General features: G+C 38.2%; 14 protein-coding genes and 4 tRNA genes. All 18 read left to right on the top strand.

Annotation, left to right across the window (positions count from 1 at the left end; translation table 11 throughout):
- Window positions 1–229: 229 nt before the first annotated feature.
- The 18 genes from H4K35_RS07685 to rpoC all read left to right on the top strand — a co-directional run bounded on the left by H4K35_RS07685 (window position 230) and on the right by rpoC (window position 16,677).
- A complete protein-coding gene (locus H4K35_RS07685; RefSeq protein WP_182626787.1) occupies window positions 230–1,315 on the top strand; it encodes a sensor histidine kinase in 1,086 nt (361 codons plus the stop codon).
- A complete protein-coding gene (locus H4K35_RS07680) occupies window positions 1,312–2,055 on the top strand; it encodes a LytTR family DNA-binding domain-containing protein (protein ID WP_182626786.1) in 744 nt (247 codons plus the stop codon). The genes H4K35_RS07685 and H4K35_RS07680 overlap by 4 nt, the downstream gene beginning before the upstream one ends.
- A 140-nt stretch (window positions 2,056–2,195) precedes the next feature.
- Window positions 2,196–2,390 carry a 30S ribosomal protein S21 gene (gene rpsU, locus H4K35_RS07675; protein WP_182626785.1) on the top strand — a complete coding sequence of 65 codons (195 nt, stop codon included), beginning with the start codon at window positions 2,196–2,198 and terminating at the stop codon, window positions 2,388–2,390.
- 68 nt (window positions 2,391–2,458) lie between these two features.
- Window positions 2,459–3,355 carry a tyrosine-type recombinase/integrase gene (locus H4K35_RS07670; protein WP_182626784.1) on the top strand — a complete coding sequence of 299 codons (897 nt, stop codon included), beginning with the start codon at window positions 2,459–2,461 and terminating at the stop codon, window positions 3,353–3,355.
- A gap of 23 nt (window positions 3,356–3,378) precedes the next feature.
- Entirely contained in the window at window positions 3,379–3,678 is a 300-nt protein-coding gene (raiA, locus tag H4K35_RS07665) for a ribosome-associated translation inhibitor RaiA (RefSeq protein WP_182626783.1), read from the top strand.
- 93 nt (window positions 3,679–3,771) lie between these two features.
- A tRNA-Thr gene (locus tag H4K35_RS07660) sits at window positions 3,772–3,845 on the top strand.
- Between the two features lie 30 nt (window positions 3,846–3,875).
- Window positions 3,876–3,956: transfer RNA gene (locus H4K35_RS07655), tRNA-Tyr, on the top strand.
- Between the two features lie 23 nt (window positions 3,957–3,979).
- Window positions 3,980–4,051 (top strand) — tRNA-Thr (locus H4K35_RS07650).
- Between the two features lie 58 nt (window positions 4,052–4,109).
- The gene (tuf, locus tag H4K35_RS07645) at window positions 4,110–5,297 is read left to right on the top strand and encodes an elongation factor Tu (protein WP_182626782.1); all 1,188 of its coding nucleotides are present in this window, start codon (window positions 4,110–4,112) and stop codon (window positions 5,295–5,297) included.
- 59 nt (window positions 5,298–5,356) lie between these two features.
- Window positions 5,357–5,427, top strand: a tRNA-Trp gene (locus H4K35_RS07640).
- A 15-nt stretch (window positions 5,428–5,442) separates the two neighbouring features.
- Window positions 5,443–5,640 carry a preprotein translocase subunit SecE gene (secE, locus tag H4K35_RS07635; protein ID WP_182626781.1) on the top strand — a complete coding sequence of 66 codons (198 nt, stop codon included), beginning with the start codon at window positions 5,443–5,445 and terminating at the stop codon, window positions 5,638–5,640.
- A gap of 13 nt (window positions 5,641–5,653) precedes the next feature.
- Window positions 5,654–6,208: a transcription termination/antitermination protein NusG gene (gene nusG / locus H4K35_RS07630; protein ID WP_182626780.1), complete on the top strand. Its 555-nt coding sequence runs from the start codon at window positions 5,654–5,656 to the stop codon at window positions 6,206–6,208.
- Window positions 6,209–6,262: 54 nt separating this feature from the next.
- Window positions 6,263–6,700 (top strand): 50S ribosomal protein L11, encoded by a 438-nt coding sequence (rplK, locus tag H4K35_RS07625; protein WP_182626779.1) that lies wholly within the window; start codon window positions 6,263–6,265, stop codon window positions 6,698–6,700.
- A gap of 18 nt (window positions 6,701–6,718) precedes the next feature.
- Window positions 6,719–7,408 carry a 50S ribosomal protein L1 gene (gene rplA, locus H4K35_RS07620; RefSeq protein ID WP_002987567.1) on the top strand — a complete coding sequence of 230 codons (690 nt, stop codon included), beginning with the start codon at window positions 6,719–6,721 and terminating at the stop codon, window positions 7,406–7,408.
- Window positions 7,409–7,430: 22 nt separating this feature from the next.
- Window positions 7,431–7,919, top strand: coding sequence for a 50S ribosomal protein L10 (gene rplJ / locus H4K35_RS07615; protein WP_182626778.1), 489 nt, complete (start codon window positions 7,431–7,433; stop codon window positions 7,917–7,919).
- Between the two features lie 83 nt (window positions 7,920–8,002).
- On the top strand, window positions 8,003–8,371 hold the full coding sequence (gene rplL, locus H4K35_RS07610) for a 50S ribosomal protein L7/L12 (protein ID WP_182626777.1): 369 nt from the start codon (window positions 8,003–8,005) through the stop codon (window positions 8,369–8,371).
- Window positions 8,372–8,498: 127 nt separating this feature from the next.
- Window positions 8,499–12,311, top strand: a complete 3,813-nt coding sequence (gene rpoB / locus H4K35_RS07605) for a DNA-directed RNA polymerase subunit beta (RefSeq protein ID WP_182626776.1) — start codon at window positions 8,499–8,501, stop codon at window positions 12,309–12,311.
- Window positions 12,312–12,381: 70 nt separating this feature from the next.
- Window positions 12,382–16,677, top strand: coding sequence for a DNA-directed RNA polymerase subunit beta' (gene rpoC, locus H4K35_RS07600; RefSeq protein ID WP_182626775.1), 4,296 nt, complete (start codon window positions 12,382–12,384; stop codon window positions 16,675–16,677).
- Window positions 16,678–16,680: the final 3 nt, after the last annotated feature.

The following is a 16,680-nucleotide window of genomic DNA, read 5'->3' as shown; positions in this document are numbered from 1 at the left end:
GGTGAACGGTAAGAATGATCAGTTGACTTGCTCCTCTTTACCGTTCAAGCAGCTAATTTAACCGTTCGCGCATTTGGTTTTTTCTAAGTCGAAGCCAAATAGTAGATTTGTCTTGTTATTTAGATGGAAACCCGAATGGGAGTGAGGGGATTACATGGTGGAAGGACACACCAAAATAATGATTTTTCTATTTTTGTGTCGAGTTGTGAATCGTATAAAACGAATACATATGATTGTAAATTGGTATCGCCATCTGGTTTTGGCTCTAAGTTTAAGTATGCTAATAAGCTTAGCTATTTCGTACTATGCCTTTTATGGCAGTGCGCTGTCTTGGAATGAAATACTTGTGAATCCCCGATTTGTAAAGAATACCTTTTTTTCATTTGTTCTTTCTTTTCTTATTTACGCTTCAAATGTTGTGATAAGTATTTTGCTTAGCGTGCAGTTTAAACGAAAGGAAAAGAAAACAGGTATTGCATTCAATCAACGCTCGCAGAACACTCTCTACTTTTTGTCTGGTATTATAACCTCGATTACAGCGTATTATTTGTTTCTCGGAATGCTTTTACATTGGTTTTATGGCGTTTCCTTTTCGGAGTATATTCATGGAAATCACATGAGGTTGGGTAACTTTTTGGGTGTGATCGTATTGAGTGTGTTTATCTTGCTTGTCGTTTTTACTTTTGCCTATCACGATCAATTGAGAATTTTGGAATTGAAAAATAAAGAGATGGAGATTGCGCTGCAGAAAAATCAAATTGAACGCATGAAAGAACAGTTAGCTCCACATTTTTTGTTCAATAACCTCAATGTGTTGATAAGCACTATTCAGGAAGATCCGGTCAAGGCTGAGCAATTTGCTCGTTCTTTTTCAAAAATTTATCGTTATGTCCTAGAGCGATTGGATGCTACGTCAAGTACCTTAGCTGAAGAATTGAAATTTACCCAAGACTACATCTATCTCTTAAATGTTCGCTATGACAATGCTGTTGATTTTCACTTAGCAGAAGAAGTATATGGCTATCAAGACGCTTTGATACCAACGTTGAGCTTACAGCTTTTGCTAGAAAACGTAGTTAAACACAATGGGATTCCTTCTGAAGGTAAAATTCGCATAACTTTGAGTATTTTTAATGGAGGATTGAAGGTGTGGAATGAGAAGTGTGCTAGACCCAAACAAGAGTATACCTCGGGATTGGGACTTAAAAATCTCTCCAATCGCTGTCAACTGTTGTTGCAACAAGAAATTCGAATTGAGGAAACAGCGAGAGACTTTAGTGTGATTATTCCTTTGCCTATAAGAAAAAATGGATGAAAATAGTTGTAATAGAAGATGAAAAGCCAGCTGCTCGACTACTGGTGCGCGAATTAACTAAATTGGGATACACTGTTTCTTGTGTGTTGTATTCTGTCAGTGAAGCGATGCTGTGGTTGATGCAAAACGAACATCCAGATTTGATTATGGCGGATATTCAGTTGGCGGATGGGTTGTCCCTAGAAATCTTTGATCAAGTAGAAGTAAAAAGTGCACTTATTTTTGTGACGAGTTTTGATCACTATGCGATTAAAGCATTTAAGTTGAACAGTATAGATTATCTACTAAAACCCATTGATCCAACGGAGTTGCTACACGCTATGGAGAAGTATGAGAATCAGCAACGCAGCATAGCAGAAAAAGTGCTAGGGATACGCACAAGTATGGGAGGTTCTTCCTATGTCAAGCGCTTTGCAATTAAGGTGGGGATGCAAATAAAAATAGTCTTGGTGGATGAGGTGGTTTGTTTTTTTAAGGAAGACCGTGGGGTATACCTAGTAACAACAGAGGGGAGAATGTATCTACTGGATGTGAACTCCATCGATGCTGTTTTGAAGCTCGTAAATCCTTTGACTTTTTTTAGAGTCAATAGGCATCAACTCGTGTCGATTGATTACATCGAACAAATTACACAACTTAGCACCTCCCGTCTAAAGCTAAGGGTGAAAAACTACGACAAAGAGATTATCGTTAGCCGCGAACGAGTGCAAGCGTTTAAAATGTGGTTGGGGAGTAATTGATTGGTTGAGCTTGAGCGGATTGTAATGACGATGTAATAGGAGTATTATTCTAAATAAAGAAAATAAAAAAGTTTTTTTGTTGTGTTGTATAAAAAAAGTTTTACTTTTGCATCACCAAATGAGAGGAGGTGTATGAAAACATGTTGATCATTCCAATTAAAGACGGAGAAAATATTGATAGAGCACTAAAGCGCTACAAAAGAAAATTTGACAGAACAGGTACGTTACGTCAATTAAGATCTCGTCAGCACTTTACAAAACCATCGGTTTTAAAAAGAGACAAAATGCAAAAAGCTGCATATATCCAACACTTAAGAGATTCAGTAGAAATCTAGACTTAAACGTAGGATTAAAGTATAAGGCCGTTGTAATAAAGTATTATCTTTGTTACAACGGTTTTTTTATGGATAAAAATGTAGTAAAATTTCTAGAGTACTTAGCGAAGGAGAAAAATTATTCTTCCCATACCCTTTCGGCTTATCAACGAGATATTGCTGCATTCTTGGATCAGTTGGAGGAAGGAGAGGATTATTTGACTATCAAGTACGATGTGGTTCGTTTGTGGATTGTGACCTTAATGGAAACGGGAATCAGCAAGCGTTCAATCAATCGCAAGATGAGTGCGCTGAAAGCGTTTTATAAATTTTTGATGAAAATTGGCGTGGTAGAAGTAAGTCCGCTTCAACAACACAAAACCCTCAAAGTTGAAAAGAAGTTGCAGTTGCCCTTTTCGATGGCAGAAGTCGATGAGGTACGGGCGACGCTTGAAAGTCAGGAGGGATTTGCCGCTTTGCGCGATTTGGTTATTGTGGAGATGTTGTACTGCTTAGGATTGCGTCGAAGTGAGCTTTGTGGAGTTCAAGTTGCTGATGTTGATTTTTATACGCGGATGATTCGTATCACGGGTAAGGGAAATAAGGTGCGTTATGTGCCGATGATAGACAGTTTGTTCCAGCTTTTGAAGCGATATCTCGCTGAGCGAGCGAACGTTTTGCTAGATCTTCAGGAAATTAACTATTTTTTAATAGAGGAGAAGGGCACTAAAGTTGATGAAATATTTGTTTATCGGGTGATTAATTCCTATTTTAGTAAGACAACAACAAAGGAGAAAAATAGTCCACATATGTTGAGGCATGCATTTGCTACACATCTTCTAGAAAACGGAGCGGATATCAACTCTATCAAGGAGTTAATGGGGCATCAAAGTTTAGCGTCAACAGAGGTATACGCACATGTAAATCTAAAAGAATTGAAAGAGACATATATGAGGACTCATCCTAGGTTGCAGAAAAAAAAATAGAAGAACCTTAAAAACAGAGCGTTATGAAAGTAAACATTCAAGCAGTTAATTTTAATGTGGATCGCAAGTTGGTAGATTTTATCAATGAGAGAATGCTTAAAGTGAGTAAATTTTACGACAAAGTGATTTCGGCAGACGTATTTTTAAAAGTTGAAAATACCAATGACAAAGAAAACAAAACAGTTGAGGTTAAATTATTAGTTCCCGGAGATGATATCATTGCTAAAAAAACGTGTAAAACGTTTGAGGAGGGTGTTGATCTAGGTGTTGATGCAATCGAACGCATGGTTGTGAAGTACAAAGAGAAAATGAAAGCACATTAATGTAAAAAAATCAGTAAATTGTTTTTTTTAATCAATAAAATATATACATTTGCAGTCCGTTAGAAATAGCGGACTTTTTCTATTGAGTCAAATGCCGGTGTAGCTCAGTTGGCTAGAGCAGCTGATTTGTAATCAGCAGGTCGTGGGTTCGAGTCCCTCCATCGGCTCAAAGAAAGAGATAAAAACCAAAGGTTTGAGGGGAGATACTCAAGCGGCCAACGAGGACGGACTGTAAATCCGTTGGGAAACCTTCGCAGGTTCGAATCCTGCTCTCCCCACGACTAAATATAAAAATGCATAAGCCGGTGTAGCTCAGGGGTAGAGTGCTTCCTTGGTAAGGAAGAGGTCACGGGTTCAAATCCCGTCATTGGCTCAGGTTTTTTTATTATATTTGAACACTAATTATATAACTAAGATTAAATTATTAGATCATGGCAAAGGAAACTTTTGATCGTTCGAAACCGCACTTAAACATCGGTACTATCGGACACGTTGACCACGGTAAAACTACTACTACTGCTGCTATTACTAAAGTTTTAGCTGACGCAGGATTCTCAGAAGCTCGTTCATTTGATTCAATTGATAATGCTCCAGAAGAAAAAGAGCGTGGTATTACAATTAATACTTCTCACGTAGAGTACCAAACTAAAAACCGTCACTATGCACACGTTGACTGTCCAGGTCACGCGGATTACGTGAAAAACATGGTTACAGGTGCTGCTCAAATGGATGGTGCTATCTTAGTAGTTGCTGCTACTGATGGACCAATGCCACAAACTCGTGAGCACATCTTATTAGGACGCCAAGTAGGTATTCCTAGAATTGTTGTTTTCTTAAACAAAGTTGACTTAGTAGATGACGCTGAGTTATTAGAGCTTGTTGAAATGGAAGTTAGAGATTTATTATCTTTCTACCAATACGACGGTGATAATGGACCAGTAGTTCAAGGATCTGCTTTAGGAGCTTTAAACGGAGAGCAAAAATGGGTTGATGCATTATTGCAATTAATGGATGAAGTTGACGCTTGGATCGAAGAGCCAGTACGTGACAACGAGAAACCATTCTTAATGCCAGTTGAAGACGTATTTACAATTACAGGACGTGGAACTGTTGCTACAGGACGTATCGAAACTGGAGTTGCTAATACAGGAGACCCAGTTGAAATCATCGGTATGGGAGCTGACAAATTAACTTCTACTATTACAGGAGTTGAGATGTTCCGTAAAATCTTAGACCGTGGAGAAGCTGGAGATAACGTAGGTTTATTATTGAGAGGTATTGACAAAACTGATATCCGTCGTGGTATGGTTATTTGTAAGCCAGGTTCAGTAAAACCACACGCTAAATTCAAAGCTGAGGTTTATATCTTGAAAAAAGAAGAAGGTGGACGTCACACTCCATTCCACAACAACTACCGTCCTCAATTCTACGTTCGTACAACTGACGTAACTGGAACAATCCAATTACCAGAAGGAACTGAGATGGTTATGCCTGGAGATAACTTAACAATCACTGTTGAGTTGTTAAGCCCAATCGCTTTATCAGTAGGTTTACGTTTCGCTATCCGTGAAGGTGGTAGAACAGTAGGTGCTGGTCAGGTAACTGAAATTTTAGACTAATTACTTAGTATAAATAAATTTTTTTAAAGTCAGCGGGCAACCGCTGACTTTTATAACAAACGGGTGTAGTTCAAGGGTAGAATAGCGGTCTCCAAAACCGTTGATGGGGGTTCGAATCCCTCCACCCGTGCAAAAACAATATAACATGGCAAAGGTATTTAATTACATATCAGAAGCTTTTACAGAACTTAAATCAAATGTAACTTGGTCGCCTTGGGCTGAAGTGCAAAAGTACACAATCATTATTGCGATCTTCGCAATTGTGTTAGCACTTGCTACTTGGGGAGTAGATAGTTTGTTTGGAGACCTATTAGGGAAGTTTTATAATTGGATAAGATCATAAGGAGAAAAATATTATGGCTGATACAAATGTCAAAAAATGGTATGTGGTTCGTGCGGTAAGTGGACAAGAGAACAAAGTGAAGAATTATATCGAAACTGAGATTTCTCGTTTAGGTTTGTCAGATTATCTTTCGCAAGTTTTAGTGCCGACAGAAAAAGTGGTTACTGAAGATAAGAATGGTAAAAAGAAAACAACTGAGCGCGTTTACTTTCCAGGCTATGTGATGATTGAGGCTAACTTGACAGGAGAGGTTCCGCATGCTATTAAATCCATAACAGGGGTTATTGGTTTTCTTGGGGAAACACGTGGAGGAGATCCTGTGCCTTTAAGAGAATCAGAAGTTAATCGCATGTTAGGAAAAGTCGATGAATTAGCAGTTAAAGTTGATTCAGGTGCAATTCCATATGAAGTTGGCGAGTCAGTAAAAGTGACTGATGGACCGTTTAAAGGTTTCGATGCAACAATCGAAAACATCAATGAAGATAAGCGTAAGTTAGAGGTAATGGTGAAGATTTTTGGAAGAAAGACACCTTTGGAACTAAGCTTTACACAAGTAGAAAAAATATAATGTTACATAGACGCATCTTTGCTTCCAAAAGAGATGTGCTAAATTTTTTTAGAAATGGCAAAAGAAATTAGTAAAGTAGTTAAACTACAAGTTAAGGGAGGTGCTGCGAATCCTTCGCCACCGGTTGGACCTGCTTTGGGGGCTGCTGGAGTTAATATCATGGAGTTCTGTAAGCAATTTAATGCTAGAACACAAGATAAACCCGGTAAAGTTTTACCAGTACAAATTACTGTGTACAAAGACAAATCATTCGAATTTGTTGTTAAAACGCCACCTGCTGCTGTTCAATTATTAGAGGCTGCAAAAGTGAAATCTGGATCTGGTGAGCCTAATAGAAAAAAAGTAGCTAGCGTAACTTGGGAACAAGTACGTGCTATCGCAGAGGACAAAATGCCGGATTTAAACGCATTTACTGTTGAATCAGCGATGTCAATGATCGCGGGTACTGCAAGATCTATGGGTATATCAGTAACAGGAACAGCTCCTTTTTAATTGTAAAAGAAAAAAGAAATGGCAAAATTAACAAAAAAGCAAAAGGAAGCTGCTGCTAAAATTGAGAAAGGTAGATTTTATTCTTTGAAAGAAGGGTCTGCTTTAATTAAAGAAGTTGCTTCTGCAAAATTTGACGAATCTGTTGATATCGCTGTGCGTTTGGGTGTAGATCCACGTAAAGCAAATCAAATGGTGCGTGGGGTAGTTACTTTACCACACGGAACTGGAAAAGATGTTAGAGTGTTAGCATTAGTTACTCCGGATAAAGAAGCTGAAGCTACAGCTGCTGGAGCAGACTATGTTGGATTAGATGAGTACCTACAAAAAATCAAAGACGGTTGGACAGATGTTGATGTGATCATCACTATGCCTGCTGTTATGGGGAAATTAGGACCATTAGGACGTATTTTAGGTCCTAGAGGATTAATGCCAAACCCTAAAACTGGTACTGTAACTATGGACGTAGCGAAAGCAGTTCAAGAAGTGAAAGCTGGTAAAATCGATTTTAAAGTTGATAAAACGGGAATCGTTCACGCAGGTATTGGAAAAGTATCGTTTAGTGCTGATATGATTCAAGAAAACGCAGCTGAATTGATTCAAACATTAATCAAATTAAAACCAACAGCAGCTAAAGGTACTTATGTTAAGTCTATTCATATATCTAGTACTATGAGCCCTGCTATTGCTTTAGATCCTAAAGCAGTATAATTGGTAGAAAAAATTTTTACGTATGACTAGAGAACAAAAAGCAGTAGCGATAGAAGAAATAAAAGGTCAGTTAGCAGATGCTAATATCTTTTATATAGCTGATATTTCAGGATTAAATGCAGAGGTTACTACAAACTTGAGAAGAGCTTGTAACAAAGCAGGAATCAAAGTTGAAGTAGTTAAGAATACGTTGCTTGCTAAAGCAATGGAAGCTTCTGAGAGAAACTATGAGGATTTAGCTTCAGTTTTAAAAGGAAACAGCGCTATCTTTATTTCGGACGTTGCTAACGGACCGGCTAAAATCATCAAAGACTTTAGAAAGAAAAGCGATAAACCTGCATTAAAAGGAGCTTATATTAACGAAGAAGTTTACATTGGCGATAACCAATTAGACTCGTTAGTAGCTATTAAATCTAAAGAGGAAGTTATTGGAGAAATCATCGGATTACTACAATCACCAGCTCAAAGAGTTATCTCAGCTCTACAAAACCAATTCAAAGACGAAGAATAAAAAGAGATTCTTGTGTTTGAATGTTCCATAAACGAACGCACATTAATAAATTATATTTTTACAAATCATTAAAAGATAGAAAAATGGCAGATTTGAAACAATTCGCAGAACAATTAGTTAACTTAACAGTTAAAGAAGTTAACGAATTAGCAACTATATTAAAAGACGAATACGGAATTGAGCCTGCAGCTGCTGCTGTAGTTGTAGCTGGTGGTGGAGACGCTGGAGCTGCTGAAGAGCAAACTGAATTCACAGTAGTATTAAAAGACGCTGGTGCTTCTAAATTAGCAGTAGTTAAAGCAGTTAAAGAATTAACTGGTTTAGGTCTTAAAGAAGCTAAAGATATCGTTGATTCAGTTCCTGCAAACATCAAAGAAGGTGTTTCTAAAGATGAGGCTGAAGGTCTTAAAAAAGCATTGGAAGAAGCTGGAGCTGTTGTTGAGCTTAAATAAGCTTTTTAACCAAAATATTTTAGGTTTAGGTCTTGGGAGCAATCTCAAAGGCCTAAACCATTTTGCGTATAAAGTGATTTGTGCGTAAATCCTATTAAACATTATAAACAAAATTTATTGTCCATTGATGATCACAAATCAGAATGAAAGATTAAATTTTGCCTCTACAAAGAATATTCCTGCGTATCCAGACTTTTTGGATATCCAGGTTAAGTCTTTTAAGGATTTCTTTCAGTTAGAAACGAAATCAGAAGAAAGAGGTAATGAAGGTTTATATAATACCTTCATGGAGAACTTCCCGATCACTGATACGAGAAATCAGTTTGTATTGGAGTTTCTTGATTACTTTGTTGATCCTCCTCGCTATTCAATTGAAGAATGTATTGATAGAGGACTAACGTATAGCGTTCCGTTAAAAGCGCGTTTAAAATTGTACTGTACTGACCCTGAACACGAGGATTTTGAAACGATTGTTCAAGATGTGTATTTAGGAACAATACCGTATATGACGCCTAGCGGTACATTCGTAATCAATGGAGCTGAGCGTGTGGTAGTGTCTCAATTACACCGTTCACCTGGTGTGTTCTTTGGACAGTCTTTCCATGCTAACGGTACTAAATTGTATTCGGCGCGAGTTATTCCTTTCAAGGGGTCATGGATTGAGTTTGCTACTGATATCAATAGCGTGATGTATGCGTATATTGATAGAAAGAAAAAATTACCTGTTACTACCTTATTCCGTGCTATTGGATTCGAAAGAGACAAGGATATCCTAGAGATTTTCGACCTAGCTGAAGAGGTAAAAGTATCAAAAACAGGATTGAAAAAATACATCGGACGTAGACTTGCTGCACGTGTGTTAAATACATGGCACGAGGACTTCGTAGATGAAGATACAGGAGAAGTAGTTTCAATTGAGAGAAATGAGATTATCTTAGACCGTGATACAGTCCTAGATAAAGATAATGTCGAAGAAATCATTGAGGCGAACGTTAAGAATATCCTCCTACACAAAGAAGACAATAATCAGGCAGATTATGCCATCATTCATAATACATTACAGAAGGACCCTACAAACTCTGAAAAAGAGGCTGTAGAGCACATCTACCGTCAGTTGCGTAATGCAGAACCGCCTGATGAGGAAACTGCACGTGGTATTATTGATAAATTATTCTTCTCCGACCAACGTTACAATCTAGGTGAGGTAGGTCGTTACAGAATGAATAAAAAACTTAATCTTGATACCCCAATTGACAAACAAGTTTTAACAAAAGAAGATATTATCACTATTGTTAAATACTTGATTGAATTGATTAACTCTAAAGCTGAGATTGATGATATTGACCACTTATCAAACCGTCGTGTACGTACTGTAGGTGAGCAGTTATCAGCTCAATTTGGTGTTGGTTTAGCACGTATGGCTAGAACAATTCGCGAGCGTATGAATGTACGTGACAACGAGGTGTTTACTCCAATCGACTTAATTAACGCTAAGACGTTATCGTCAGTAATTAATTCATTTTTCGGAACAAATCAGCTGTCTCAGTTCATGGATCAAACCAATCCATTGGCAGAGATTACACACAAACGTCGTTTATCTGCTTTAGGACCTGGAGGTTTATCTAGAGAAAGAGCTGGATTCGAGGTGCGTGACGTTCACTATACACACTACGGACGTTTATGTCCAATTGAAACGCCTGAGGGACCAAACATTGGTTTGATCTCCTCGCTAGCGGTGTATGCAAAAGTGAACAATATGGGATTCATCGAAACACCTTACCGTCCAGTAGTGGATGGAAAAGTAGATATCGTCAATGCGCCTGTATATTTAAGTGCTGAAGAAGAAGAAGGAATGTTAATCGCACAAGCGAACGTTCCGATGGATAACGAAGGAAACATTACAGAAGAGCGTGTAGTTGTAAAAGAAGAAGGGGATTTCCCAGTGGTTGAACCGAAAGATTTACACTATACCGACGTTTCTCCGAACCAAATCGCTTCGATTTCAGCGTCTTTGATTCCATTCTTGGAGCATGATGATGCCAACCGTGCGTTGATGGGATCGAACATGATGCGTCAGGCTGTGCCTTTATTGCGTGCGGATTCTCCAATCGTAGGTACAGGTTTAGAAAGACAAGTAGCTTCAGATTCTCGTGTTTTAATTAACGCTGAAGGAGAAGGTGTTGTTGAGTATGTTGACGCACAGAAAATTATTATTAAATACGATCGTACGGATGAAGAGCGTTTAATCAGCTTCGATCCAGACGAAAAAGTATATAATCTAATTAAATTTAGAAAAACCAACCAAAGTACATGTATCAACTTGAAACCTATTGTTCGCAAAGGGGATCGAGTAACTAGAGGACAAGTACTATGTGAGGGATATGCTACACAAAATGGAGAGTTAGCACTTGGACGTAACCTACAAGTGGCCTTTATGCCATGGAAAGGGTACAACTTTGAGGATGCTATCGTAATTTCAGAAAAAGTAGTGCGTGAAGATATCTTTACCTCTATCCATATCGATGACTACACACTTGAAGTGAGAGATACAAAATTAGGAAACGAAGAGTTGACTAATGATATCCCGAACGTAAGTGAGGAAGCTACAAAAGACTTGGATGAGAACGGTATGATCCGCATTGGAGCTGAAGTTAAACCAGGGGATATCCTTATTGGTAAAATTACACCGAAAGGTGAATCTGATCCAACGCCAGAAGAGAAGTTATTACGCGCAATCTTCGGTGATAAAGCTGGGGATGTTAAAGATGCATCGTTAAAAGCTTCGCCTTCATTAAGAGGGGTTGTATTAGACAAAAAATTATTTGCAAGAGCAGTAAAAGACAAACGCAAGCGTTCAAAAGATAAAGACGATTTAGCTTTACTAGAAACAAGATTCGAAGTGAAGTTTAATGAGTTGAAAGATCGTTTGGTTGAGAAGTTGTTCTTTATTGTCAATGGTAAAACATCACAAGGTGTATTGAATGATTTAGGAGAGGAAATCTTGCCGAAAGGAAAGAAATTTACTCAAAAAATGCTTCATGCTGTTGATGATTTCGCTCACTTGACTAAAGGACAATGGACAGTAGACGAGGAGACAAACAGTATGATTACTGACTTGATCCACAACTACAAAATCAAATTAAACGACTTACAAGGGGCGTTGCGTAGAGAGAAATTTATGATTACTGTTGGGGATGAATTACCATCAGGAATCTTAAAACTTGCAAAAGTATATATCGCTAAGAAACGTAAGTTAAAAGTTGGGGATAAGATGGCAGGACGTCACGGTAACAAAGGTATTGTTGCTAGAATCGTTAGAGATGAAGACATGCCATTCTTAGAAGACGGTACACCAGTTGATATCGTGTTAAACCCACTAGGGGTACCTTCTCGTATGAACATTGGTCAGATCTATGAAACTGTTTTAGGATGGGCTGGACAGAAATTGGGTAAAAAATATGCTACTCCAATTTTCGACGGTGCTGAATTAGATCAAATCAATGCGCTTACAGATGAAGCTGGTATTCCGAGATTTGGACATACTTATTTGTACGATGGAGGAACTGGAGAAAGATTCCACCAGAGAGCAACAGTAGGGGTTATTTACATGTTGAAATTAGGACACATGGTTGATGATAAGATGCACGCGCGTTCAATCGGACCATACTCATTAATTACGCAACAACCGTTAGGAGGTAAGGCTCAATTCGGAGGTCAGCGTTTTGGAGAGATGGAGGTTTGGGCTCTAGAAGCATACGGAGCATCAAGTACATTACGTGAGATTTTGACGGTAAAATCAGATGACGTTATTGGTAGAGCGAAAACTTACGAAGCAATCGTTAAAGGAGAAACTATGCCAGAACCAGGATTACCTGAATCATTCAATGTGTTAATGCATGAATTAAAAGGTCTTGGATTAGACATCAGATTAGAAGAATAAACTATAGATTTTAGAGTGAGCAGTGCATGCTGCTTACTCTATATCATACACTTTAACAAGTAAGTTTACCATGAATAGAAATAAAGAGAAAAATACCGTAAAAAGGTTTAATAAAATCTCAATTGGTTTGGCTTCACCTGAATCGATTCTTGCAGAATCAAGAGGGGAAGTTTTAAAGCCAGAAACAATTAACTATCGTACGCATAAACCAGAACGTGACGGTTTATTCTGCGAGCGTATTTTTGGTCCTGTAAAAGATTACGAGTGTGCTTGTGGTAAGTATAAAAGAATTCGCTACAAAGGGATCGTTTGTGACCGTTGTGGTGTTGAAGTTACTGAAAAGAAAGTACGTAGAGATAGAGTAGGGCATATCAATTTAGTTGTGCCTATTGCACATATTTGGTACTTCCGTTCTTTACCTAATAAAATTGGATACATCTTAGGGCTTCCTTCAAAGAAGCTTGACATGATTATTTACTATGAGCGATATGTAGTAATTCAACCTGGTATTGCAAAAAATGCCGAGGGTGATGCATTAAATCGCTTAGATTTCTTAACAGAAGAAGAGTACCTGAATATTGCAGATTCTCTTCCAATGGAAAATCAATTCTTAGATGACACAGATCCAAATAAATTCATCGCCAAAATGGGTGCTGAATGTATCATGGATTTATTAGCAACAACGGATTTAGACCAATTGTCTTATACTTTGCGTCACGCTGCTAATAACGAAACATCTAAGCAAAGAAAAACCGAAGCATTAAAACGCCTTCAAGTGGTAGAGGCTTTCCGTGAATCAAATGAGAATCGCGAGAATAGACCTGAGTGGATGATCCTAAAAGTAATTCCAGTTATTCCACCTGAATTGCGTCCATTAGTGCCATTGGATGGTGGACGTTTTGCAACGTCAGATTTGAATGACTTGTATCGTCGTGTAATTATCCGTAATAATCGTTTAAAACGCTTAATGGAGATTAAAGCTCCTGAGGTAATTTTGCGTAACGAGAAACGTATGCTTCAAGAAGCGGTGGATTCACTTTTCGATAACACTAGAAAATCTTCTGCTGTTAAGACTGAGTCTAACCGTCCATTGAAATCACTTTCTGATTCATTAAAAGGTAAACAAGGGCGTTTCCGTCAAAACTTATTAGGTAAACGTGTGGATTATTCTGCTCGTTCGGTTATTGTCGTTGGACCTGAATTGAAATTATACGAATGTGGATTGCCAAAAGATATGGCAGCTGAGCTTTACAAACCGTTCGTGATCCGTAAGTTGATCGAGAGAGGAATTGTGAAAACAGTAAAATCTGCGAAAAAAATTATAGATAAAAGAGAGCCAGTTGTTTGGGATATCTTAGAAAACGTGATTAAAGGACACCCAGTTCTATTGAACCGTGCCCCTACGTTACACCGTTTAGGTATTCAGGCGTTCCAACCAAAATTGATTGAAGGTAAAGCGATTCAGTTACACCCATTGGTGTGTACGGCGTTTAACGCGGATTTCGATGGTGACCAGATGGCGGTTCACTTGCCATTAGGACCAGAGGCAATCTTAGAAGCTCAATTGTTAATGTTGGCTTCACATAATATCTTAAACCCTGCGAACGGTGCTCCTATTACTGTACCTTCTCAAGACATGGTACTTGGTCTTTACTATATGACCAAGTTGCGTAAGTCTACACCAGAAGAAATTGTAAAAGGAGAAGGATTAACTTTCTATTCGGTAGAAGAAGTACATATCGCTATCAATGAAGGGAAACTGGACTTGAATGCGGGTGTGAAAGTTCGCGCAAAAGATTACAATGAGAAAGGTGAATTAGCATACAGAATCATTGAAACAACTGCTGGACGTATCTTGTTTAACGAGGTAGTTCCTGAAAAAGCAGGGTATATCAATGAGGTATTGACAAAGAAATCACTACGTGATATTATTGGTGGTATTTTAGCTACTACGGACGTACCTACAACTGCTGCATTCTTAGATGATATCAAAGGTATGGGGTATGGATACGCTTTCCGCGGAGGATTGTCATTCAGTTTGGGTGATATTATCGTTCCAGAGAAAAAACAAGATTTGATTGATGATGCTAACCAACAAGTAGATCACATTACGATGAACTATAATATGGGGCTTATCACAAATAACGAGCGTTACAACCAGGTAATTGACGTTTGGACATCTACCAACGCTATGTTAACCGAGTTGGCTATGAAGAATATTCGCGAAGATAAACAAGGATTTAACTCTGTATACATGATGTTGGATTCTGGAGCGAGGGGTTCTAAAGAGCAGATTCGTCAGTTAACAGGTATGCGTGGTTTGATGGCGAAACCGAAAAAATCAACTGCAGGTGGTGGTGAAATTATCGAAAACCCGATTCTTTCTAACTTTAAGGAAGGACTATCGATCTTAGAGTATTTCATTTCTACCCACGGTGCTCGTAAAGGACTTGCGGATACGGCGTTAAAAACTGCGGATGCGGGATATTTAACTCGTCGTCTTCATGATGTTGCACAAGATGTTATTGTTAACTCTGTAGACTGTGGTACTTTAAGAGGTATTGATGTAATGCCATTAAAGAAAAACGAAGAGGTAATCGAATCATTAGGAGAAAGAGTATTAGGTCGTGTTGCGTTGAACAACGTAATCAACCCATTAAACTCTGAGATCATTGTTGGTGCTGGTGAGGAAATCACTGAAGCAATTGCTAAAGCTATCAACGCTTCTCCAATCGAATCGGTTGAAGTTCGTTCACCGTTAACTTGTGAGGCTAAAGTAGGTATCTGTGCGAAGTGTTACGGACGTAACCTTGCTACAGCAAGAATGGTTCAAAAAGGAGAAGCTGTGGGTGTTGTTGCTGCTCAATCTATTGGGGAGCCTGGTACACAGTTGACATTGAGAACGTTCCACGTTGGGGGTACTGCAGGAAATATTTCTGAAATTTCTACTATCAACGCTAAGTTTAAAGGTCGTTTAGAGATCGAAGAACTTAGAACAGTTGAAGGTGAAGACAATGAAGGAAATAAAATCAACATCGTAATTTCTCGTTCTACAGAGGTGAAATTGTTCGATCCAAATACAGGTATTTTGTTAACAACGAACAATATTCCTTATGGATCAACAATCTATGTAAATGATGGTGATGTTGTTGAAGAAGGAGCTACGATCTGTAAATGGGACCCTTATAACGGTGTAATCGTTTCCGAATTCACTGGTAAGGTTGCTTATGAAGATATCGAACAAGGACAAACGTTCATGGTTGAAATCGATGAGCAAACTGGTTTCCAAGAGAAAGTTATTAGCGAATCTAGAAACAAAAAGTTAATTCCTACTTTGTTAATTTACGGTAAAGATGGGGAGTTAATTCGTTCATACAACTTACCAGTAGGTTCTCACTTAATGGTAAATGATGGGGAGAAAATTAAAGCTGGTAAAGTTTTAGTAAAAATTCCTCGTCACACTTCAAAAGCAGGGGATATTACAGGAGGTTTACCTCGTATTACAGAGCTTTTAGAAGCGCGTAATCCGTCGAATCCAGCTGTAGTTTCTGAAATTGATGGGGTTGTATCTTTCGGTAAAGTGAAGAGAGGTAACAGAGAGATCGTTGTTGAATCAAGAACAGGAGATATTAGAAAGTATTTAGTAAAACTTTCAAACCAAATCTTAGTTCAAGAGAATGACTTCGTAAGAGCTGGTTTACCATTATCTGATGGTGCCATTACTCCAGATGATATTTTACGTATCCAAGGGCCTTCTGCTGTACAGCAATACTTAGTAAACGAGATTCAAGAAGTTTACCGTTTACAAGGGGTGAAAATTAATGACAAACACTTCGAGGTTGTTATTAGACAAATGATGCGTAAAGTTCAAATTCAAGATCCAGGAGATACGCTATTCTTAGAAGATCAATTGGTTCACACAAGTGATTTCATTGTTGAAAACGACCGTTTATTCGGAATGAAAGTTGTTGTTGATGCTGGAGAATCTGAGAATTTGAAAGAAGGACAAATCGTTTCAATGCGCGAGCTACGCGATGAAAATTCATTGTTGAAACGCGAAGATAAAAACTTGGTAATCTCTAGAGATGTTATGCCAGCAACTGGTACGCCAATTTTACAAGGTATTACTAGAGCGTCATTACAAACGAAGTCATTTATCTCTGCAGCGTCGTTCCAGGAAACAACAAAAGTGTTAAACGAAGCAGCAGTTGCTGGTAAGATTGATACGTTAATGGGATTAAAAGAAAACGTAATTGTTGGACATAGAATCCCTGCAGGTACTGGTATGCGCGAGTATGAAAGTATTATTGTTTCTACAAATGAAAACGGCGATTTTTTAACGCAAGAACAAGAATTAAATTTCTAAGAC

The organism is Myroides sp. NP-2 (assembly GCF_014145665.1).
Classification (GTDB): Bacteria; Bacteroidota; Bacteroidia; order Flavobacteriales; family Flavobacteriaceae; genus Flavobacterium.
This window is presented reverse-complemented; position numbering and strand designations above follow the sequence as displayed.

Bases quoted from the DNA above. Each gene is read 5' to 3' on its own strand.
- secE (WP_182626781.1), top strand. From the start codon at position 5,443: ATGGCAAAGGTATTTAATTACATATCAGAAGCTTTTACAGAACTTAAA.
- rplK (WP_182626779.1), top strand. From the start codon at position 6,263: ATGGCAAAAGAAATTAGTAAAGTAGTTAAACTACAAGTTAAGGGAGGT.
- H4K35_RS07685 (WP_182626787.1), top strand. From the start codon at position 230: ATGATTGTAAATTGGTATCGCCATCTGGTTTTGGCTCTAAGTTTAAGT.
- tuf (WP_182626782.1), top strand. From the start codon at position 4,110: ATGGCAAAGGAAACTTTTGATCGTTCGAAACCGCACTTAAACATCGGT.
- raiA (WP_182626783.1), top strand. From the start codon at position 3,379: ATGAAAGTAAACATTCAAGCAGTTAATTTTAATGTGGATCGCAAGTTG.
- rpsU (WP_182626785.1), top strand. From the start codon at position 2,196: ATGTTGATCATTCCAATTAAAGACGGAGAAAATATTGATAGAGCACTA.
- H4K35_RS07680 (WP_182626786.1), top strand. From the start codon at position 1,312: ATGAAAATAGTTGTAATAGAAGATGAAAAGCCAGCTGCTCGACTACTG.
- H4K35_RS07670 (WP_182626784.1), top strand. From the start codon at position 2,459: ATGGATAAAAATGTAGTAAAATTTCTAGAGTACTTAGCGAAGGAGAAA.
- rplJ (WP_182626778.1), top strand. From the start codon at position 7,431: ATGACTAGAGAACAAAAAGCAGTAGCGATAGAAGAAATAAAAGGTCAG.
- rpoC (WP_182626775.1), top strand. From the start codon at position 12,382: ATGAATAGAAATAAAGAGAAAAATACCGTAAAAAGGTTTAATAAAATC.
- rpoB (WP_182626776.1), top strand. From the start codon at position 8,499: ATGATCACAAATCAGAATGAAAGATTAAATTTTGCCTCTACAAAGAAT.
- rplL (WP_182626777.1), top strand. From the start codon at position 8,003: ATGGCAGATTTGAAACAATTCGCAGAACAATTAGTTAACTTAACAGTT.
- nusG (WP_182626780.1), top strand. From the start codon at position 5,654: ATGGCTGATACAAATGTCAAAAAATGGTATGTGGTTCGTGCGGTAAGT.
- rplA (WP_002987567.1), top strand. From the start codon at position 6,719: ATGGCAAAATTAACAAAAAAGCAAAAGGAAGCTGCTGCTAAAATTGAG.